The organism is Salmonella sp. 32031103-2018-00083-FB-01-SM-01 (genome assembly GCF_017571995.1).
In the GTDB taxonomy this organism is placed as follows: domain Bacteria; phylum Pseudomonadota; class Gammaproteobacteria; order Enterobacterales; family Enterobacteriaceae; genus Salmonella; species Salmonella enterica.
The window spans coordinates 47,010-66,985 of the sequence record NZ_JAGEQL010000009.1 but is presented as its reverse complement, the minus strand read 5'-3'; the positions used below and the strand labels follow the sequence as shown (position 1 = coordinate 66,985).

The 19,976-nt window shown below is 54.2% G+C and carries 17 protein-coding genes and 4 tRNA genes; 17 read left to right on the top strand and 4 right to left on the bottom strand.

Annotated features, from left to right (window positions below; translation table 11 throughout):
* The first annotated feature begins 54 nt into the window (after positions 1 to 54).
* From wecA to J4614_RS20545, 17 genes are all read left to right on the top strand, one after another.
* Entirely contained in the window at positions 55 to 1,158 is a 1,104-nt protein-coding gene (gene wecA, locus J4614_RS20625) for a UDP-N-acetylglucosamine--undecaprenyl-phosphate N-acetylglucosaminephosphotransferase (RefSeq protein ID WP_023213945.1), read from the top strand.
* A gap of 11 nt (positions 1,159 to 1,169) precedes the next feature.
* Positions 1,170 to 2,216 (top strand): ECA polysaccharide chain length modulation protein, encoded by a 1,047-nt coding sequence (gene wzzE / locus J4614_RS20620; protein ID WP_000193413.1) that lies wholly within the window; start codon positions 1,170 to 1,172, stop codon positions 2,214 to 2,216.
* A gap of 55 nt (positions 2,217 to 2,271) precedes the next feature.
* Positions 2,272 to 3,402, top strand: a complete 1,131-nt coding sequence (gene wecB / locus J4614_RS20615; protein ID WP_000866685.1) for a UDP-N-acetylglucosamine 2-epimerase (non-hydrolyzing) — start codon at positions 2,272 to 2,274, stop codon at positions 3,400 to 3,402.
* A complete protein-coding gene (gene wecC / locus J4614_RS20610) occupies positions 3,399 to 4,661 on the top strand; it encodes a UDP-N-acetyl-D-mannosamine dehydrogenase (protein WP_023137102.1) in 1,263 nt (420 codons plus the stop codon). The genes wecB and wecC overlap by 4 nt, the downstream gene beginning before the upstream one ends.
* A complete protein-coding gene (rffG, locus tag J4614_RS20605; RefSeq protein ID WP_058214951.1) occupies positions 4,661 to 5,728 on the top strand; it encodes a dTDP-glucose 4,6-dehydratase in 1,068 nt (355 codons plus the stop codon). The genes wecC and rffG overlap by 1 nt, the downstream gene beginning before the upstream one ends.
* Before the next feature lie 32 nt (positions 5,729 to 5,760).
* Complete coding sequence (gene rfbA, locus J4614_RS20600) at positions 5,761 to 6,642, top strand: glucose-1-phosphate thymidylyltransferase RfbA (protein WP_000676077.1); 882 nt, start codon at positions 5,761 to 5,763, stop codon at positions 6,640 to 6,642.
* On the top strand, positions 6,620 to 7,297 hold the full coding sequence (rffC, locus tag J4614_RS20595) for a dTDP-4-amino-4,6-dideoxy-D-galactose acyltransferase (protein WP_069721532.1): 678 nt from the start codon (positions 6,620 to 6,622) through the stop codon (positions 7,295 to 7,297). Before rfbA ends, rffC begins: the two co-directional genes overlap by 23 nt.
* Before the next feature lie 4 nt (positions 7,298 to 7,301).
* Positions 7,302 to 8,432 carry a dTDP-4-amino-4,6-dideoxygalactose transaminase gene (rffA, locus tag J4614_RS20590; protein WP_000612080.1) on the top strand — a complete coding sequence of 377 codons (1,131 nt, stop codon included), beginning with the start codon at positions 7,302 to 7,304 and terminating at the stop codon, positions 8,430 to 8,432.
* 1 nt (position 8,433) lies between these two features.
* Positions 8,434 to 9,684, top strand: a complete 1,251-nt coding sequence (wzxE, locus tag J4614_RS20585; RefSeq protein ID WP_000050296.1) for a lipid III flippase WzxE — start codon at positions 8,434 to 8,436, stop codon at positions 9,682 to 9,684.
* Complete coding sequence (locus J4614_RS20580; protein ID WP_023205635.1) at positions 9,681 to 10,760, top strand: TDP-N-acetylfucosamine:lipid II N-acetylfucosaminyltransferase; 1,080 nt, start codon at positions 9,681 to 9,683, stop codon at positions 10,758 to 10,760. The genes wzxE and J4614_RS20580 overlap by 4 nt, the downstream gene beginning before the upstream one ends.
* A complete protein-coding gene (wzyE, locus tag J4614_RS20575; RefSeq protein WP_208293303.1) occupies positions 10,757 to 12,115 on the top strand; it encodes an ECA oligosaccharide polymerase in 1,359 nt (452 codons plus the stop codon). Before J4614_RS20580 ends, wzyE begins: the two co-directional genes overlap by 4 nt.
* On the top strand, positions 12,112 to 12,852 hold the full coding sequence (wecG, locus tag J4614_RS20570) for a lipopolysaccharide N-acetylmannosaminouronosyltransferase (RefSeq protein ID WP_000183621.1): 741 nt from the start codon (positions 12,112 to 12,114) through the stop codon (positions 12,850 to 12,852). The genes wzyE and wecG overlap by 4 nt, the downstream gene beginning before the upstream one ends.
* Before the next feature lie 205 nt (positions 12,853 to 13,057).
* The gene (locus J4614_RS20565) at positions 13,058 to 14,443 is read left to right on the top strand and encodes an amino acid permease (RefSeq protein ID WP_208293302.1); all 1,386 of its coding nucleotides are present in this window, start codon (positions 13,058 to 13,060) and stop codon (positions 14,441 to 14,443) included.
* 102 nt (positions 14,444 to 14,545) lie between these two features.
* Positions 14,546 to 14,622 (top strand) — tRNA-Arg (locus J4614_RS20560).
* 54 nt (positions 14,623 to 14,676) lie between these two features.
* A tRNA-His gene (locus tag J4614_RS20555) sits at positions 14,677 to 14,752 on the top strand.
* Between the two features lie 20 nt (positions 14,753 to 14,772).
* Positions 14,773 to 14,859, top strand: a tRNA-Leu gene (locus tag J4614_RS20550).
* Between the two features lie 42 nt (positions 14,860 to 14,901).
* Positions 14,902 to 14,978, top strand: a tRNA-Pro gene (locus J4614_RS20545).
* Between the two features lie 581 nt (positions 14,979 to 15,559).
* Here J4614_RS20545 and hemY read toward each other — a convergent pair.
* From hemY to hemC, 4 genes are read right to left on the bottom strand one after another with little or no spacing between them, the layout of a single operon-like run.
* On the bottom strand, positions 15,560 to 16,756 hold the full coding sequence (hemY, locus tag J4614_RS20540) for a protoheme IX biogenesis protein HemY (RefSeq protein ID WP_001546072.1): 1,197 nt from the start codon (positions 16,754 to 16,756) through the stop codon (positions 15,560 to 15,562).
* Between the two features lie 2 nt (positions 16,757 to 16,758).
* Complete coding sequence (gene hemX / locus J4614_RS20535) at positions 16,759 to 17,928, bottom strand: uroporphyrinogen-III C-methyltransferase (RefSeq protein WP_000138960.1); 1,170 nt, start codon at positions 17,926 to 17,928, stop codon at positions 16,759 to 16,761.
* Positions 17,929 to 17,949: 21 nt separating this feature from the next.
* The gene (gene hemD / locus J4614_RS20530) at positions 17,950 to 18,690 is read right to left on the bottom strand and encodes a uroporphyrinogen-III synthase (protein WP_094897851.1); all 741 of its coding nucleotides are present in this window, start codon (positions 18,688 to 18,690) and stop codon (positions 17,950 to 17,952) included.
* Positions 18,687 to 19,628, bottom strand: a complete 942-nt coding sequence (hemC, locus tag J4614_RS20525) for a hydroxymethylbilane synthase (RefSeq protein ID WP_001521319.1) — start codon at positions 19,626 to 19,628, stop codon at positions 18,687 to 18,689. Before hemC ends, hemD begins: the two co-directional genes overlap by 4 nt.
* Positions 19,629 to 19,976 lie beyond the last annotated feature (348 nt).

Below are 19,976 nucleotides of genomic sequence, written 5' to 3'. Positions count from 1 at the left end.
TAAAGGTCTTCATGGTTATACTTCTGGTACTAATTTTATCTGAGAGCACGCATTGTGAATTTACTGACCGTGAGTACTGATCTCATCAGTATTTTTTTATTCACGACACTGTTCCTGTTTTTTGCGCGTAAAGTCGCAAAAAAAATCGGTTTAGTGGATAAACCCAACTTTCGTAAACGCCACCAGGGGCTGATACCGTTGGTTGGAGGGATTTCGGTTTACGCAGGGATTTGCTTCACATTCGGAATCGTTGACCACTATATTCCTCATGCGTCGCTTTATCTTTCTTGTGCGGGCGTACTGGTTCTTATCGGTGCCCTGGACGACCGTTTTGATATCAGCGTGAAGATCCGTGCGACCATACAGGCCGCGATCGGTATCATTATGATGGTATTCGGTAAGCTCTATCTTAGCAGCCTCGGCTATATCTTTGGCTCCTGGGAGATGGTGCTCGGTCCCTTCGGCTATTTCCTTACTCTGTTTGCCGTATGGGCGGCGATCAACGCTTTCAATATGGTGGACGGTATTGACGGCCTGTTGGGCGGGCTATCCAGCGTCTCATTCGCGGCGATGGGGCTGATTTTATGGTTTGACGGTCAAACCAGCCTGGCAATATGGTGCTTCGCCATGATCGCCGCGATTCTGCCTTACATTATGCTTAATCTCGGTATTTTGGGGCGGCGTTATAAAGTCTTTATGGGCGATGCCGGTAGTACTCTAATTGGTTTTACCGTTATCTGGATCTTACTGGAAACGACGCAGGGGAAAACTCACCCTATCAGTCCGGTTACCGCGCTATGGATTATCGCTATCCCGCTGATGGATATGGTGGCGATTATGTATCGCCGTCTGCGTAAAGGAATGAGTCCCTTCTCACCTGATCGTCAGCATATTCACCATCTTATCATGCGCGCCGGATTTACCTCTCGTCAGGCGTTTGTACTGATTACGCTTGCCGCCGCCATTCTGGCGGGAATCGGCGTAGCGGCAGAATATTCTCATTTTGTTCCTGAATGGGTTATGTTGGTGCTCTTTTTGCTAGCATTCTTCCTCTATGGCTACTGCATTAAGCGGGCCTGGAAGGTGGCGAGATTTATTAAGCGTGTGAAGCGTCGCCTGCGCAGACACCGTAAGAACCGGCCAAACTTAACCAAGTAAATGAGGATACGATGACACAACCATTACCGGGGGCACGCGCGGTGAGCGCTGAAAATGAACTGGATATTCGCGGGTTGTTTCGTACTTTATGGGCTGGCAAATTCTGGATTATCGGCATTGGCCTGCTATTTGCCCTTATCGCGTTAGCCTATACCTTTTTTGCTCGTCAGGAGTGGAGTGCGACGGCGATCACCGATCGCCCAACCGTAAATATGTTGGGCGGTTATTACTCCCAGCAGCAGTTTCTGCGCAACCTGGATATTAAGACCGATCCTGCTTCTTCTGATAAGCCCTCGGTGATGGATGAAGCGTATAAAGAGTTCATCATGCAACTTGCCTCCTGGGATACGCGTCGCGATTTCTGGTTACAGACGGACTATTACAAGCAGCGAATGGTCGGGAATAGCAAAGCTGATGCGGCGATGCTTGATGAACTGATCAATAACATACAGTTTACGCCCGGCGATTTTACACGCGCCATCAACGACAACGTGAAGCTGATTGCTGAAACTGCGCCGGATGCCAATAATCTGCTGCGTCAGTATGTCGCATTCGCCAGCCAGCGGGCGGCGAGCCATCTGAATGATGAATTAAAAGGCGCCTGGGCTGCGCGTACCGTGCAGATGAAAGCGCAGGTCAAACGGCAGGAAGAGGTTGCGAAAGCGATCTATTCACGTCGTGTAAACAGTATTGAGCAGGCGCTCAAAATTGCGGAACAACATAATATTTCTCGTAGCGCGACGGATGTCCCGGCGGATGAATTACCGGACTCAGAGCTTTTTTTACTCGGTCGCCCTATGTTGCAGGCGCGTCTTGAAAATCTGCAAGCGGTTGGCCCTGCGTTCGATTTGGACTACTTTCAAAATCGGGCAATGTTGAATACGCTTAATGTGGGGCCGACCCTGGACCCTCGTTTTCAGACCTATCGTTATTTGCGTACGCCGGAAGAACCGGTAAAACGTGATAGCCCACGCCGAGCCTTCCTGATGATTATGTGGGGTATCGTTGGGGCGCTAATCGGTGCGGGCGTTGCCTTAACCCGTCGCCGCACGATTTAGCAACACCTCTGCAGTAGGGGGCTGGGCCCCTGCTGTCTATTCGAAGAGAATCGATGTGAAAGTACTGACTGTATTTGGTACACGACCGGAGGCCATTAAGATGGCGCCTCTGGTCCATGCGCTGGAAAAAGATCCTCATTTCGAGGCCAAAGTATGCGTTACTGCGCAGCATCGGGAGATGCTTGATCAGGTATTAACTCTTTTTTCTATTGTGCCTGATTACGATCTCAACATTATGCAGCCGGGACAGGGGTTGACGGAAATTACCTGCCGAATTCTGGAGGGATTAAAGCCGATCCTGGCAGATTTTAAACCTGATGTGGTGCTGGTTCATGGCGATACCACCACTACGATTGCTACCAGCCTGGCGGCTTTCTATCAACGAATTCCGGTAGGGCACGTAGAAGCCGGGTTGCGAACCGGCGATCTCTATTCCCCCTGGCCGGAAGAGGCAAACCGCACGCTGACCGGACATCTGGCGATGTACCACTTTGCGCCGACGGAAAACTCGCGGCAGAATCTGTTGCGGGAGAACATTCCGGATGAGCGCATTTTTGTCACTGGCAATACCGTTATCGACGCGCTGATCTGGGTACGCGATCGCGTTCTGACGAGCGATACATTACAGGCTGAACTGGCCGAGCAGTATCCTTTCCTCAACGCGAATAAGAAGATGATTTTAGTGACCGGTCATCGGCGTGAAAGCTTTGGTCAGGGCTTTGAGCATATCTGCCAGGCGCTGGCGGAAATCGCCGCCGCGAACCAGAATGTGCAAATTGTCTATCCGGTGCATCTCAATCCCAACGTCAGCGAACCTGTCAACCGTATCCTCGGCCATGTTGAAAACGTGGTGCTGATTGAGCCGCAGGACTACTTACCTTTTGTCTGGCTGATGAATCACGCCTGGCTCATTCTGACCGATTCCGGCGGTATTCAGGAAGAAGCGCCGTCATTAGGTAAGCCGGTATTGGTCATGCGTGAAACCACAGAGCGTCCGGAAGCCATTACCGCTGGTACGGTAAGACTGATCGGCACGGACTCCCGGCGCATTGTGGCGGAAGTTATGCGTCTGCTGCACGACGAAAATGAATATCAAACTATGAGCCGCGCCCATAATCCTTATGGTGACGGGCAATCATGCGCGCGCATTTTACAGGCGTTAAAAAGTTATCGGGTATCGTTATGAGTTTTACGACCATTTCTGTTATTGGGCTGGGGTATATCGGATTACCGACTGCGGCCGCTTTTGCTTCCCGCCAGAAGCAGGTTATCGGCGTGGATATCAACCAACATGCGGTAGACACCATAAATCGCGGTGAAATTCACATCGTGGAGCCGGCGTTGGGCAATGTGGTGAAGATGGCGGTGGAAGGCGGCTTTCTGCGTGCGACGACGACACCTGTCGAGGCCGATGCGTACCTGATTGCCGTGCCGACGCCATTCAAAGGCGATCACGACCCTGACATGGCCTATGTGGAAGCCGCGGCGAAATCCATTGCGCCGGTATTAAAAAAAGGGGCACTGGTGATTCTGGAATCAACATCGCCGGTCGGCGCAACGGAGCAAATGGCCGGCTGGCTGGCCGGGATGCGCCCGGATCTGACCTTTCCCCAGCAGGCGGGCGAGCAGACCGACGTGAATATCGCCTATTGTCCGGAGCGTGTGCTGCCGGGTCAGGTGATGGTGGAACTCATTAAAAATGACCGCGTGATTGGCGGTATGACGCCAGTATGTTCGGCTCGCGCCAGCGCGCTGTACAAAATTTTCCTTGAGGGCGAATGCGTTGTCACCAACTCGCGCACCGCAGAGATGTGCAAGCTGACGGAAAATAGCTTCCGTGATGTGAATATCGCCTTTGCGAATGAATTGTCGCTGATTTGCGCCGAACAGGGGATTAACGTCTGGGAATTGATCCGCCTGGCGAACCGCCATCCGCGCGTCAATATTTTGCAGCCGGGCCCAGGCGTTGGCGGGCACTGCATTGCGGTCGATCCGTGGTTTATTGTGGCGCAAAATCCGCAGCAGGCGAGACTGATTCGCACCGCGCGTGAAGTGAACGACGGCAAACCGCACTGGGTGGTCGATCAGGTAAAAGCCGCGGTCGCAGATTGCCTGGCGGCCACCGATAAACGCGCCAGCGAAGTGAAAATCGCCTGTTTTGGGCTGGCCTTTAAGCCGAATATCGACGATCTGCGCGAAAGCCCGGCGATGGGGATCGCGCAAAGTATCGCCCGCTGGCACAGCGGCGAAACCCTGGTCGTCGAACCGAATATCCATCAGTTGCCGAAAAAATTGGACGGACTTTGCACGCTGGCGAAACTGGACGCGGCGCTGGCCGCCGCCGATGTGCTGGTGATGCTGGTCGATCATGACGAATTTAAAGCGATTCCCGGCGATGCGGTTAATCAACGTTATGTGGTTGATACTAAAGGAGTCTGGCGCTGATGAAACGGATTCTGGTGACCGGCGGCGCAGGCTTTATCGGATCTGCGGTGGTGCGGCATATCATCCATGAAACGGCAGACGCGGTGGTGGTGGTGGATAAACTCACCTATGCGGGCAACCTGATGTCTCTGGCGTCGGTGGCGCAAAGCGACCGTTTCGCCTTTGAGAAGGTGGATATCTGCGATCGGGCATCACTGGAGCGAGTTTTCCAGCAGTATCAGCCCGATAGCGTGATGCACCTGGCGGCGGAAAGCCATGTAGACCGTTCCATCGACGGCCCCGCGGCGTTTATTGAAACGAATATCGTTGGTACTTACACCTTGCTGGAAGCCGCTCGCGCTTACTGGTCCGCGCTTGACGCGGACGCTAAAGCGGCGTTCCGCTTCCACCATATCTCCACCGATGAAGTGTATGGCGATCTGCATACTGCAGACGATTTCTTCACCGAAACCACGCCATATGCGCCAAGCAGCCCTTATTCCGCCTCCAAAGCCAGCAGCGACCATCTGGTACGCGCCTGGTTACGTACCTACGGTTTGCCTACGGTTGTCACCAACTGCTCTAATAACTACGGGCCCTACCATTTCCCGGAAAAACTGATCCCGCTGATGATTCTGAACGCGCTGGCGGGTAAACCATTGCCGGTCTATGGCAACGGCCAGCAAATTCGCGACTGGCTGTATGTGGAAGATCATGCCCGTGCGTTGTATCACGTGGTGACGAACGGCGCGGTGGGCGAAACGTATAATATCGGCGGTCATAACGAACGTAAAAATCTGGATGTGGTCAGGACGATTTGCGCTCTGCTGGAGGAACTGGCCCCGCAAAAACCGCAGGGTGTGGCGAATTATCACGATCTGATTACCTTCGTCGACGATCGACCCGGCCATGACTTACGTTATGCCATCGACGCGTCGAAAATCGCCCGCGAGCTGGGCTGGACGCCGCAGGAAACCTTCGAAAGCGGGATGCGAAAAACCGTTCAGTGGTATCTCGCCAATGAGGCCTGGTGGAAACCCGTGCAGGATGGCAGTTATCAGGGCGAACGCTTAGGACTGAAACGCTAAACGGCAGGTTCTTACTCCTGGAGGAGAAACGAATGAAAGGCATCATTCTGGCGGGAGGTTCCGGTACCCGGTTGCATCCCATTACGCGCGGCGTATCAAAGCAGCTTCTGCCCGTCTACGACAAACCGATGATTTACTATCCGTTATCGGTGCTAATGTTGGCGGGCATTCGTGAGATCTTGATCATCACCACGCCGGAGGATAAACGCGACTTTCAGCGTTTGTTGGGCGACGGCGCAGCATTCGGTATCGATTTACATTATGCCGAGCAGCCCAGTCCGGACGGGCTGGCGCAGGCCTTTATCATTGGCGAAACGTTCCTCAACGGTGAACCCTCATGCCTGGTATTGGGCGACAATATCTTTTTTGGTCAGGGTTTTAGCCCCAAACTCCGTCAGGTCGCGGCGCGTACCGAAGGCGCTACGGTATTTGGCTATCAGGTCATGGACCCGGAACGCTTTGGCGTCGTGGAGTTTGACGATGATTTTCGCGCGCTCTCGTTGGAAGAAAAGCCGAAACAGCCTAAATCTAACTGGGCGGTCACCGGCCTCTATTTCTATGACAGCAAGGTCGTCGAGTATGCGAAGCGCGTGAAACCGTCCGGGCGTGGCGAGCTGGAGATCACTTCTATCAACCAGATGTATCTGGAGGAAGGTAAGCTGACCGTTGAACTGCTGGGCCGCGGTTTCGCCTGGCTGGATACGGGCACCCACGACAGTCTGATTGAGGCGAGCACTTTTGTGCAGACGGTGGAAAAGCGCCAGGGCTTCAAAATTGCCTGTCTGGAGGAGATTGCCTGGCGCAACGGCTGGCTGGATGATGATGGTTTGAAACGCGCCGCCAGTCAGCTTGAAAAAACCGGCTATGGCCAATATTTACTGGAGTTGCTCCGTGCCCGTCCGCGCCAGTATTGAACCGTTACTCTGGGAAAATACGTTCTTTGGCGTGAATAGCGGCATTGTGCGTATCGATGCCTCAGCGCCCGAATTAACGCCAGAAGCGCTGCAGGCGTGGCAACGCGTGCAGGTAAAAGTGCCGGCTGAAAACATCGCCTGGCTGTCGGCGTTGCAATCGCTGGGATTCTCTTTGGTTGAAGGCGAAGTGGATTTTGCGTTGCCGTTAAAAGGGCATAGCTACCAGCATGGCGCGGAAATTGCACACCTTAAAGACATTCCTGCTTTACGTCAGTTGGCCGGAGAGGCGTTTACGCAGAGTCGTTTTCGCGCGCCGTGGTATGCGCCCGACGCCAGCGCCCGTTTTTACGCCCAGTGGATTGAGAATGCGGTACGCGGCACGTTTGATCACCAATGCCTGGTACTTCGCACAGAGACAGGCGCTATCCGCGGTTACGTCTCGCTGCGGGAATTGAATGATACCGACGCGCGCATTGGCCTGTTGGCCGGACGCGGCGCGGGAGCGGAACTTATGCAGGCGGCGATCTGTTGGGCGCAGAGTCGCGGCAAAGCAACATTGCGGGTGGCGACCCAGTTGGGCAACACCGCCGCGCTTAAACGTTACATACAAAGCGGTGCCAACATCGAAAGCACTGCGTACTGGTTATACAGGTGACAACATGATTCCTTTTAATGCGCCGCCGGTGGTGGGAACCGAACTCGAATACATGCAGTCTGCAATGAGCAGCGGCAAACTGTGCGGCGACGGCGGCTTTACGCGCCGTTGCCAGCAGTGGCTGGAGCAACATTTCGGCAGCGCGAAGGTGTTGCTGACGCCTTCCTGTACCGCATCACTCGAGATGGCGGCTCTGTTGTTGGATATTCAGCCCGGCGATGAAGTGATCATGCCGAGCTTTACGTTTGTCTCCACCGCTAACGCTTTTGTCCTGCGCGGCGCGAAAATTGTGTTTGTCGATATTCGTCCGGATACGATGAATATTGACGAAACGCTGATTGAGGCGGCGATTACTGATAAAACCCGCGCTATCGTGCCGGTACATTACGCTGGCGTCGCTTGTGAAATGGATGTCATCATGGCGCTGGCGGATAAGTATAATCTGTTCGTTGTCGAGGATGCCGCCCAGGGCGTGATGTCCACGTACAAAGGGCGCGCGTTAGGAACGATCGGTCACATCGGCTGTTTTAGCTTCCATGAAACCAAAAATTACACCGCTGGCGGCGAAGGCGGCGCGACGCTGATCAACGATCGTACGCTGATTGAACGCGCGGAGATCATCCGCGAAAAAGGCACCAACCGCAGCCAGTTCTTCCGTGGTCAGGTGGACAAATACACCTGGCGGGATATCGGCTCCAGTTATTTGATGTCCGATCTGCAGGCTGCCTACCTGTGGGCGCAACTGGAGGCCGCCGATCGTATCAATCAACAGCGTCTGTCGCTGTGGCAGACTTACTACGATGCGTTAACGCCGCTGGCGCGCGCCGGGCGTATCGAGCTGCCTTCTATTCCGGAAAACTGCGGGCATAATGCCCACATGTTTTACATCAAACTGCGGGATATCGCCGATCGCAGCGCGCTGATTAATTTCCTGAAAGAGGCGGAAATCATGGCGGTATTCCATTACATTCCGCTGCATGATTGTCCGGCGGGCGATAAATTTGGCGAGTTTATCGGGGACGATGTCTACACCACAAAAGAGAGCGAACGTTTGTTGCGTCTGCCGCTGTTTTATAACCTTGCGCCCGTCGATCAACGAACGGTGATTACTACCTTGCTAAATTATTTCTCCTGATATGTCGCTTGCTAAAGCCTCCCTGTGGACGGCGGTCAGTACGCTGGTAAAAATTGGCGCCGGACTGCTGGTGGTGAAACTACTGGCCGTCTCTTTTGGGCCGGCGGGCGTCGGACAAGCGGGTAACTTCCGCCAGATGATCACCGTGCTGGGCGTATTGGCTGGCGCGGGGATATTTAACGGCGTTACCAAACTTGTCGCACAACATCATGATAACCCGGCGCAGTTACGTACCGTGGTGGGAACCTCCTCCGCGATGGTATTGGGGTTCTCTACGCTGCTGGCGCTGGTCTTCCTGCTGGCGGCGGCGCCGATTAGCCAGGGACTGTTCGGTCATACGGACTATCAAGGGCTGGTGCGTCTGGTTGCGCTGGTACAAATGGGGATCGCCTGGGCGAACCTGCTGCTGGCGCTAATGAAGGGCTTTCGTGACGCGTCGGGTAATGCCTTATCGTTAATTGTCGGCAGCTTTTTGGGCGTCGCCGCCTGGTATCTCTGCTACCGTGTCGGCGGCTATGAAGGCGCTCTGCTTGGCCTGGCGCTGGTGCCGGCGCTGGTGGTAGTGCCAGCCGGTATGATACTGATTAAGCGCGGCACCGTCCCGCTACGCTATCTCAAGCCCTCCTGGGACAACGGTCTGGCAGGGCAGCTTAGTAAATTTACCCTGATGGCGCTGATTACCTCCGTTACGATGCCGGTCGCCTATGTGATGATGCGAAACCAACTGGCCGCGCACTATAGCTGGAGCGATGTCGGGATCTGGCAGGGCGTGAGCAGTATTTCTGATGCCTATCTGCAATTTATCACCGCCTCCTTCAGCGTTTACCTGTTACCTACGCTCTCACGCCTGACGGAAAAACAGGACATTACGCGTGAAGTGGTAAAAGCGCTGAAATTTGTTTTACCGGCGGTCGCGGCGGCGAGTTTTACCGTCTGGCTACTGCGCGATTTTGCTATCTGGCTGCTTTTTTCCGCCAAATTCACCGCGATGCGCGATCTGTTCGCCTGGCAGTTAGTGGGCGACGTGCTGAAAGTCGGCGCCTATGTTTTCGGTTATCTGGTGATTGCCAAAGCGTCGTTGCGATTTTACATTCTGGCCGAAATTAGCCAGTTCATTCTGTTAACGGCGTTCGCTCACTGGCTGATTCCCGCTCACGGCGCGCTGGGTGCGGCACAGGCTTATATGGCCACCTATATTGTCTATTTTTCATTTTGTTGTGGCGTATTTTTACTCTGGCGTAGGCGAGCATGACTGTACTGATTCACGTCCTGGGATCGGATATCCCTCACCATAACCACACCGTGTTGCGGTTTTTCAATGATACGCTGGCCGCCACAAGCGAGCACGCGCGTGAATTTATGGTTGCTGGCGAAGATAACGGCTTCACGGAAAGCTGCCCGGCGCTCTCGCTTCGTTTTTATGGCAGTAAGAAAGCGCTGGCGCAGGCGGTCATCGCCAAAGCGAAAGCAAATCGTCGACAGAGATTCTTCTTTCACGGTCAGTTCAACACCAGCCTGTGGCTGGCGCTGTTAAGCGGCGGTATTAAGCCAGCTCAGTTTTACTGGCATATCTGGGGCGCGGATCTCTACGAAGTGTCCCACGGGCTGAAATTCCGCCTTTTCTACCCGCTTCGTCGTATCGCGCAGGGACGAGTAGGGGGCGTATTCGCGACGCGCGGCGATCTCAGCTATTTTGCGCGCCAGCACCCGGGCGTACGCGGCGAGTTGCTCTATTTCCCGACGCGCATGGACCCTTCCCTGAATGCTATGGCAAAAGAGCGCCAACGTGCGGGGAAATTGACCATTTTGGTAGGGAACTCCGGCGATCGCAGTAACCAACATATTGCGGCGTTACGGGCGGTGTATCAGCAGTTTGGCGACACGGTAAACGTGGTGGTGCCGATGGGCTATCCGGCCAATAACCAGGCCTATATTGATGAGGTTCGTCAGGCCGGTCTGGCGCTATTTAGCGCCGAAAATCTACAAATTCTTAGCGAAAAAATGGAATTTGATGCCTATCTTGCGCTGTTGCGCCAGTGTGACCTCGGTTATTTTATTTTTGCCCGCCAACAGGGGATCGGGACGTTGTGTCTGCTAATTCAGGCCGATATCCCGTGCGTACTGAACCGCGACAATCCTTTCTGGCAGGATATGGCGGAACAGCATCTGCCCGTCCTGTTTACCACGGACGATCTTAATGAGCAGGTCGTGCGCGAGGCGCAGCGTCAGCTCGCATCGGTAGATAAAAGCGGTATCACCTTCTTTAGCCCCAACTACCTGCAACCGTGGCATAATGCGTTGAGAATCGCCGCAGGAGAAGCCGAATGAGTTTAATGCAATTCAGCGGGCTGCTGGTGGTCTGGCTGCTCTCTACGCTGTTTATCGCCACGCTGACCTGGTTTGAATTCCGCCGCGTGCGTTTTAACTTCAACGTTTTCTTTTCGTTGCTGTTTTTGTTGACCTTCTTTTTTGGTTTTCCGCTAACCAGCGTGCTGGTATTTCGTTTCGACGTTGGCGTCGCGCCGCCGGAAATCTTATTGCAGGCTCTATTATCCGCCGCCTGTTTCTACGGCGTGTATTACGTGACCTATAAAACGCGTTTACGCAAACGCGTTGTGGATGTACCACGTAAGCCGCTATTTACTATGAACCGGGTGGAAACCCACCTTACCTGGGTGATCCTGATGGGCATCGCGCTGGTGAGCGTGGCGATTTTCTTTATGCATAACGGCTTTTTGCTGTTCCGGCTGCACTCCTACAGCCAGATCTTTTCCAGCGAAGTCTCCGGCGTGGCGTTAAAACGGTTCTTCTATTTCTTCATTCCGGCGATGCTGGTGGTCTATTTCCTGCGCCAGGACAGCAAAGCGTGGCTGTTCTTTCTGGTGAGCACCGTCGCGTTTGGTCTGTTGACCTACATGATTGTCGGCGGCACGCGCGCTAACATCATTATTGCGTTTGCTATCTTCCTGTTTATCGGCATTCTTCGGGGCTGGATCAGCCTGTGGATGCTGGCAGCGGCGGGCGTGCTGGGGATTGTCGGTATGTTCTGGCTGGCGCTCAAACGCTACGGATTAAATGTGAGCGGCGATGAGGCGTTCTATACGTTTCTTTATCTGACGCGCGATACCTTTTCGCCGTGGGAGAATCTGGCGCTGCTGTTGCAAAATTACCACAATATCGATTTTCAGGGGCTGGCCCCTATCGTGCGTGATTTCTACGTCTTTATTCCCACCTGGTTATGGCCGGGACGACCCAGTATCGTGCTGAATTCTGCGAATTACTTCACCTGGGAAGTCCTGAACAACCATTCTGGCCTGGCGATATCGCCAACGCTTATCGGATCGCTGGTGGTCATGGGCGGGGCGCTGTTTATTCCGCTCGGCGCGATCGTCGTCGGGCTGATTATCAAATGGTTCGACTGGCTGTATGAACTGGGTAACCGGGAGCCCAATCGCTATAAGGCGGCGATTCTGCACAGTTTCTGCTTTGGCGCCATCTTTAATATGATTGTGCTGGCGCGAGAAGGGCTGGATTCGTTTGTCTCGCGCGTGGTTTTCTTCCTGGTGGTTTTTGGCGCCAGCCTGCTGGTCGCTAAGCTTCTGTTCTGGTTATTTGATAGCGCCGGACTGATTCATAAACGTACAACTTCGCTCCCTCAGGCACAGGTGGAAGGAAAACTATGACTAACAATGCCGCTGCGCCCCTTTACTCGCTGCGTGGATTACCTCTGATTGGCTGGCGCGACATGTCACATGCGCTGAATTATCTGTTTGCCGATGGACAACTGAAGCAAGGCACGTTGGTGGCGATCAACGCCGAAAAGCTGCTGACGGCGGAAGATAATCCGGAAGTTCGCGCGTTGATAGCGGCGGCGGAATTTAAATATGCCGATGGCATCAGCGTGGTGCGTTCAATACGTAAAAAATTTCCGCAGGCGCAGGTTTCTCGTGTGGCTGGCGCCGACCTTTGGGAAGCGTTAATGGCGCGCGCGGGGAAAGAAGGCACACCGGTATTTCTTGTCGGCGGCAAGCCTGAGGTGCTGGCGCAGACGGAAGCAAAACTGCGGACGCAGTGGAACGTCAATATTGTGGGTAGCCAGGACGGTTACTTTACGCCGGAGCAGCGTCAGGCGCTATTTGCGCGTATCCATGCCAGCGGCGCGAAAATTGTCACCGTCGCGATGGGATCGCCAAAACAGGAATTGCTCATGCGCGATTGTCGGGAAGTGCATCCCCATGCGTTATATATGGGGGTGGGCGGGACCTATGATGTGTTTACTGGTCACGTCAAACGCGCTCCAAAAATATGGCAGAACCTGGGACTGGAGTGGTTGTATCGTCTGCTTTCTCAACCGAGGCGTATTACCCGCCAGATGCGTCTGCTGCGCTACCTTCGCTGGCACTATACTGGCGATCTCTAATTCTCCCTTCTGATACTTGAGCAGCGGATTGTGCTTATGGCGCTGCTCATTTACAACATAATCGATGATTTATTACACAATAAATGCATTTTTTTAATGCTCCATTTGCCATTTGTCCAAATTTAAGAAAATATTCGCAACAATCGATGTACCCATAACAATAACCGGTACTACCGGAACCGTTGCAAACACGACATGAGGATTTATGGCAGAGAAAAAACCGGAGCTACAGCGTGGGCTGGAAGCTCGTCATATTGAATTGATTGCCCTCGGGGGCACCATCGGCGTCGGACTCTTTATGGGCGCCGCCAGTACGCTGAAATGGGCGGGCCCGTCAGTGCTGCTGGCGTATATCATCGCCGGATTGTTCGTCTTTTTCATCATGCGTTCGATGGGGGAGATGCTCTTTCTGGAACCTGTTACCGGCTCCTTTGCCGTGTACGCCCACCGGTATATGAGTCCTTTTTTTGGCTATCTTACCGCCTGGTCATACTGGTTTATGTGGATGGCGGTCGGAATCTCGGAAATTACCGCTATTGGGGTCTACGTCCAGTTCTGGTTTCCGGAGATGGCGCAGTGGATACCGGCGCTGATTGCCGTCGGACTGGTCGCGTTGGCGAATCTGGCTGCGGTGCGCCTGTATGGTGAAATCGAGTTCTGGTTTGCGATGATCAAAGTCACCACGATTATTGTGATGATCATCATCGGTTTGGGGGTGATTTTCTTCGGCTTTGGTAACGGCGGCCAGGCGATTGGCTTTGGTAATCTGACCGAGCATGGCGGCTTTTTTGCCGGCGGCTGGAAAGGCTTTCTGACCGCATTATGTATCGTGGTGGCCTCTTATCAGGGGGTTGAGTTGATCGGTATTACCGCCGGTGAAGCGAAGAATCCGCAGGTGACGTTGCGTAGCGCGGTGGGTAAGGTGCTGTGGCGTATCCTGATTTTTTATGTTGGCGCGATTTTCGTAATCGTCACCATTTTCCCGTGGAATGAGATTGGCAGCAACGGCAGTCCCTTTGTGCTCACCTTCGCGAAAATCGGCATCACCGCCGCAGCTGGCATTATCAACTTTGTCGTGCTGACGGCGGCGCTCTCCGGCTGTAACAGCGGAATGTATAGCTGTGGGCGTATGCTTTACGCGCTGGCGAAAAACCGTCAACTGCCGGTGGCAGTCGCGAAAGTCTCTCGCCACGGCGTGCCGGTCGCGGGCGTGGCGCTCTCTATTTTGATTTTGCTGGTAGGTTCTTGCCTGAACTACATCATCCCCAATCCGCAGCGCGTCTTTGTTTACGTTTATAGCGCCAGCGTACTGCCGGGGATGGTGCCGTGGTTTGTCATTCTGATTAGCCAACTGCGCTTTCGTCGGGCGCATAAAGAAGCGATTGCGGATCATCCTTTTCGTTCCATTATGTTCCCGTGGGCGAACTATTTGACGATGGCGTTTCTGGTTTGCGTTTTAATCGGCATGTACTTTAATGAAGATACGCGCATGTCGCTGTTTGTCGGCGTCATCTTCCTGCTGGCCGTCACGCTGGTCTACAAAGTTTTCGGTCTGAATCGTCACGGAACCGCCCACAAGGTGGGGGAATAAGCGCCAAAATGCGCAAAGCATAACCAAACGCGCATTTTATTTAAAAAGGCACTGGACAGCGGGGTGTGAAGTCCGTATTATCCACCCCCGCAACGGCGCTAAGCGCCCGTAGCTCAGCTGGATAGAGCGCTGCCCTCCGGAGGCAGAGGTCTCAGGTTCGAATCCTGTCGGGCGTACCATTTATTTAGGTGCTTGAGCTGCGGTGGTTTAATACCGCGTAAAAAGTTTCAGTGGTGGCTATAGCTCAGTTGGTAGAGCCCTGGATTGTGATTCCAGTTGTCGTGGGTTCGAATCCCATTAGCCACCCCATTAATATAGAGTTGTGAAACGCGAAGGTGGCGGAATTGGTAGACGCGCTAGCTTCAGGTGTTAGTGTCCTTACGGACGTGGGGGTTCAAGTCCCCCCCCTCGCACCACGACTCAATGAATTGAACTAAAAATTCAAAAAAGCAGTATATCGGCGAGTAGCGCAGCTTGGTAGCGCAACTGGTTTGGGACCAGTGGGTCGGAGGTTCGAATCCTCTCTCGCCGACCAATTTTGAACCCCGCTTCGGCGGGGTTTTTTGTTTTCTGTTCATTTTCAACTAGTTATCCCGCACGTGTTGCCATTATGGTTTATTGGCGATATCCCAGACTTTATTTGTCGCTATTCGGTGACGAATAATCTATTGATTTATAATCACTTTATAAAAAACATCCTGTTCTGTCTCCGCCGGGCGACACGCTAAAACCTCGCCAGCGGCGGGGGGATGACAATCGCGTGAATTCTCTACGTTTTTTTAACGCCAGCGCCTGTTTTTTAGCGGTGCAAAGATGGCACGTTATGTGCAATAATGTACGGGTAGATGCTCATTCCATCTCTTATGTTCGCCTTCTGGCCTCATAAACTCAGGAATGATGCAGAGCCGTTTACGGTGCTTATCGTCCACTGACAGATGTCGCTTACGCCTCATCAAACACCCTGGACACAACGTTGAGTGAAGCACCCCTTTATGTTGTCATACAGACCTGTTTTGACGCCTGCCCCTTAACCGGGCAGGCGTTTTTTTATGCATCCCGAATGATTTTGTGTAGGCGGTAGGCCCGGTAAGCGAAGCGCCACCGGGCAAGAGGGAATTACTGCGGGGGATTGTTCTGTAATGTCAGCATCAGGCCATCGCGCCGCATGGCGGCGGCCTCTTCCGGTTGATGCAGTCGATCAAGCGCATCGGCAAGCCAGGCATAATCATACGCGTCCGGGCGTTGTTTCAGCGCGGCGCGGAAAGCCAGGGTCGCCTCCTGCCATTCACCGTGTTTCATTAGCGACTGGCCGAGTGTGCTCCATAACAGCGGGCGATCGCCTACCGTCTTGATTTGCTGGCGCAGCACTTTCTCCAGTTGTTCCGGATTATTGGTTCTGAGGCGAGGAATGGGCAGCACCAGCCGATCGTCATACTGGCGTTTCAGACCGTCGATGATAATCTGCTGCGCCATATCATGATCGTCACATTCGATCAGATGCTCGGCCATTGCGACCTGCAGCGCCACCTGATGGCGGGTTTTACGGCTTTGGTTTTTCCACCAGGTGCGCAATCCTTCGCTGCCCTGCTCGGCGCGCGCCTGATCCATGAGTCCTATCCACGCCTGTTGTTCGAGCATAGCGCGATGCGCTTCATCGCCGACGTGCGCTTTCGCCATGGATGGGATGATATCCAGTAAAGAACTCCATGCGCTGGTGCGAATATAGGCCTGCTCCGCCAGACGCAGAACTTCCGGGTGACGCGGCGTGACCTCCAGCAGTTTGTCCACGCCGTGACGCGCCGCGTGATTTTCATTGCGCGCCAGCTGTAAGCGCACGCGCGTGATCTCGACCGGGATGGTGTCGTTCCCCGCCAGCTCTGCCGCACGTTCAAGGTGCTGATTAGCGCGTGCTTCATCGCCGCGCTGCTGCGCCGCTTCTGCCGCCAGCAGATAATTTACCACCGGTTGCTCAGCATGGTCGGCATTTTTTGACATCAGCTTTTCAACCTGCTGATAGTCGCCCTCCGCCAGTTTCAGCAGCGCTTGTTCGGTCTGCTTGCGGGCGCGACGGCGTTTACGGCCGGCAAACCAACCGCGGGTGTGCGCGCCGGTACGAAACAGACGGCGTAGCAACCACTCAATGGCGAATAGCACCACCATAGCGACGATGAGAATGATCGCCAGTCCGGTGACGCTGGTTTCAATGTTGTAGTTATCGGTCTGGATTAACACATAGCCCTGGTGACCGGCTATCATCGGGCCGACTACGATACCCGCGAGCAACAACACAAAGAGCAATAATACTTTTAGCATCATTATTCTCCTTGCGGCGCGGCTGCCGGAGCGTCTGTCTGCGTGGCAGGCGCTGCCGTAGAGACTGTCGGTTGCGCCAGCAGATTACGCACGCGGGTTTGCATCAGTTTTTCAAGAATCGCCTGGCTTTCCAGGGTTTCCGGCAGATCCATCGTGATATTTTGCTGGCTTAATTTATCGACCTCCTCCAGGAAGGCTTTTGTCGCGGCGTCGTCAGTATCGTAATAAGCGCGAACCCAGGTCGAAACGTTATCCAGCGCCTGACGGTATGTTTCTTCCTGATGGCGTGGCACGGCCTGCGCGGCGACTAACAGGCGGGAGCGAATATTTTCGCGTAAATAGACGTCCTGGTTGGGCGCCAACAGCGGTACGGCGGTATCATCGCGGCGGCGAATGGTAATAAAGCTGTCCATAAAGTTCTGCCAGCTTTTTTGCAGGTTAACGCGCCATTCGCTTAGCGAGCTGGACAGCTCGCTGCTGTCTGAATCCATCGGCGAACCATCGGTATCGTTATCCGCCAGACGCAGGTTATCGATTTGGTTAGAGAGCTGATTGAGTTTGAGAATAATGCCGTCGTAGTCGATCTGTGCAACGGATGACAGGCTGGCGATATCGTCAGTAATCGCGCGTCGTGCGGTAATCAGGCTGGGGTCATTCATGTCCGCCAGACTGGCGTCAGCGCTTTTGAGCAGCGCAGCGGCGGTAGTGACGTCCTGATCGCTCCACAGCTTGCGTCCGGCGAGTTTCACCAGGAAATCAGCCTGCGCCAGCAGCCAGGTTTTGGCATCGCTGCCGGAAATAGTGGCGACTTTTTGTTGTACTTCATCAAGCTGTTTCGCCAGCGCCGCCTGTTGGCGATTCGCGTCATCTAACTGCGCCGCTTGTTTTTTGATAATCCCTTCCAGCTCCGCTTTTTGGCTCTCCTGCGCCTTTTGCAAGGCGGTCAGTTGCGTCGCCAGCGCATCGCTGGTTTCCGTTTGCGCGGTTGCTTGCTGTTTCCCCCAGCCATAAAGCCCAATACCTGCCGCCAGGGCAATCGCGATCGCCACCGCGCTTAATACCAGCGCGGCGCCGTTCTTACTTTTTTTCTCGGTATTAACTGGCTGTGGCGTGGTTTCCACGCTCTCCCTGGTCTCATCAACCACGGCGGAGGATTTTTCTTGTTCCGTCATTATGGCATCCCATTATGAGAGTTATTGTAATGCGCGCAACAGCGCATCGTTGTCGGCGTTATCAGCGACCTTAATATCTTGCCAGCCCAGCTCCCGGGCAAGGTGCGCCAGACGTTCACTGACGACCAATAGCCGACAGCGTAGTAACCAGTGCTCACGATACCACTCGGGAGTCAGCGACCAGAGCCGTTGCAACATCTCGCCGCTGGTAACAACAAGCGTTGTTACGCCGCGAGTATGCCAGCGCATCGCTTCTTCCGCGCCATCGTAATGTTTCGCACATCGTTGATAACATTCACAAAAACTGACTTCGGCTCCGCGAGCTGTCAGAGTTTCGCCCAGCAGTTCGCGGCCGCCATTGCCACGCAAAATCAGCGCGCGTTTGCCCGCAATATTTTGTAATTCAGGTAATTGTAGCAAGGCTTCGCTGATTTCCCGATCCAATGGATAACGAATATCGAACCCGCTAACGGTATGAAGGGCGAGCGCCGTGGTGCGGCCAATCGCGAAATAGCGCGGCGACGCAGGCCAGTTTCGGCCATCCCGCTGGAGCTGGGCGTGAGCAAAGGCGACGGCGTGCTGTGAAAGGGCAAAAACCAGATCGTTTTCCGTCAGCGTCGCCAGGCGGTCGGCCAGGGTGGATAGCTCCCGACCGGCGACAAATTCAATCAGTGGAAAACTCCAGGCCACCTGCCCCAGTGTGCGCAGACGGCTCACTAACGCTTCCCCTGCGGGAGAGGGGCGGGTGATCAGAATACTCATGCGGGCGTCTCGCCGTTATAAACTTCCGTCAGAATCGCGCGCGCGCCGTTTTCCAGCAGTTCCTCTGCAAGCGAGATGCCCATTTGCTCCGCCTGCTCGGGAGAACCACGACGTTCGCCGCGCACCATCACAGAACCGTCCGGCGCGCCAACCAGCGCGCGTAGCCAAATCTCACCGTTGATGATTTCTGCATAGCTGCCAATCGGCACCTGACAACCGCCTTCCAGGCGGGTGTTCATAGCGCGTTCCGCCGTTACGCGCAGCGCGGTTTGCGAGTGATTCAACGGTGCGAGCAGCGCCTGTGTTCGCGCGTCGTCAAGACGACACTCAATCCCGACGGCGCCCTGGCCTACGGCAGGAAGTGAAACGTCGGGCGGCAAGGCTGTGCGAATGCGCGACTCCAGACCTAAGCGTTTCAGACCGGCCACGGCCAGGATAATGGCGTCATAGTCGCCGTTGTCCAGCTTGCCGAGACGTGTGCCGACGTTGCCGCGCAACGAACGGATAATGAGGTCCGGACGGCGCTCCGCCAGTTGACACTGACGACGCAAACTGGACGTCCCGACGATACTACCCGCGGGCAGATCGTCCAGACTGTGATATTTATTCGAGACAAACGCGTCGCGCGGATCTTCGCGCTCGCAAATGGTCACCAGACCGAGACCATCCGGGAAGGCCACCGGAACGTCTTTCATAGAGTGCACGGCGATATCAGCGCGCTTTTCCAGCAGCGCGATTTCAAGCTCTTTAACAAACAGTCCCTTACCGCCCACTTTCGCCAGGGGAGTATCGAGAATCACGTCGCCGCGTGTGACCATCGGCACCAGTTCTACCGTCAGTCCCGGATGGGTTGCCATCAATGCGTCTTTGACATAATGTGCCTGCCAAAGCGCAAGGGGACTTTGGCGTGTGGCAATTCTTAAAACATTGTCTAACATGCTTGTTACCGTCATTATCAATCATTGACCATCCTAACATCCTTATAGAGAGTATGTTAGTTTTCCGGTCACCGTGAGTGAGAGGATAAGGCGCAGTGTCGTCAAGGACAGTGAATAATGACGAGAAACCGCCAGCCCGTATTTAAGAATTTACACGCAGCGAACGGTGCTACACTTGTATGTAGCGCATCTTTCTTTACGGTCAATGAGCAAGGTGTTAAATTGATCACGTTTTAGACCATTTTTTCGTCGGTATTAGATAAAAATATGCAGGCGAGAAAGGGTAACGGTTATTTTTGACATACGGTTTATCCCGAATGGCGACGGTCAAGTACTGACCTGCACCAT

What these genes read in the sequence shown, in the direction of transcription:
- wzxE (WP_000050296.1), top strand. Translation starts at nt 8,434, where the DNA reads ATGTCGCTTGCTAAAGCCTCCCTGTGGACGGCGGTCAGTACGCTGGTA.
- wzzE (WP_000193413.1), top strand. Translation starts at nt 1,170, where the DNA reads ATGACACAACCATTACCGGGGGCACGCGCGGTGAGCGCTGAAAATGAA.
- rffA (WP_000612080.1), top strand. Translation starts at nt 7,302, where the DNA reads ATGATTCCTTTTAATGCGCCGCCGGTGGTGGGAACCGAACTCGAATAC.
- J4614_RS20580 (WP_023205635.1), top strand. Translation starts at nt 9,681, where the DNA reads ATGACTGTACTGATTCACGTCCTGGGATCGGATATCCCTCACCATAAC.
- wecC (WP_023137102.1), top strand. Translation starts at nt 3,399, where the DNA reads ATGAGTTTTACGACCATTTCTGTTATTGGGCTGGGGTATATCGGATTA.
- wzyE (WP_208293303.1), top strand. Translation starts at nt 10,757, where the DNA reads ATGAGTTTAATGCAATTCAGCGGGCTGCTGGTGGTCTGGCTGCTCTCT.
- wecG (WP_000183621.1), top strand. Translation starts at nt 12,112, where the DNA reads ATGACTAACAATGCCGCTGCGCCCCTTTACTCGCTGCGTGGATTACCT.
- rffG (WP_058214951.1), top strand. Translation starts at nt 4,661, where the DNA reads ATGAAACGGATTCTGGTGACCGGCGGCGCAGGCTTTATCGGATCTGCG.
- rfbA (WP_000676077.1), top strand. Translation starts at nt 5,761, where the DNA reads ATGAAAGGCATCATTCTGGCGGGAGGTTCCGGTACCCGGTTGCATCCC.
- hemX (WP_000138960.1), bottom strand. Translation starts at nt 17,928, where the DNA reads ATGACGGAACAAGAAAAATCCTCCGCCGTGGTTGATGAGACCAGGGAG.
- J4614_RS20565 (WP_208293302.1), top strand. Translation starts at nt 13,058, where the DNA reads ATGGCAGAGAAAAAACCGGAGCTACAGCGTGGGCTGGAAGCTCGTCAT.
- hemY (WP_001546072.1), bottom strand. Translation starts at nt 16,756, where the DNA reads ATGCTAAAAGTATTATTGCTCTTTGTGTTGTTGCTCGCGGGTATCGTA.
- hemC (WP_001521319.1), bottom strand. Translation starts at nt 19,628, where the DNA reads ATGTTAGACAATGTTTTAAGAATTGCCACACGCCAAAGTCCCCTTGCG.
- hemD (WP_094897851.1), bottom strand. Translation starts at nt 18,690, where the DNA reads ATGAGTATTCTGATCACCCGCCCCTCTCCCGCAGGGGAAGCGTTAGTG.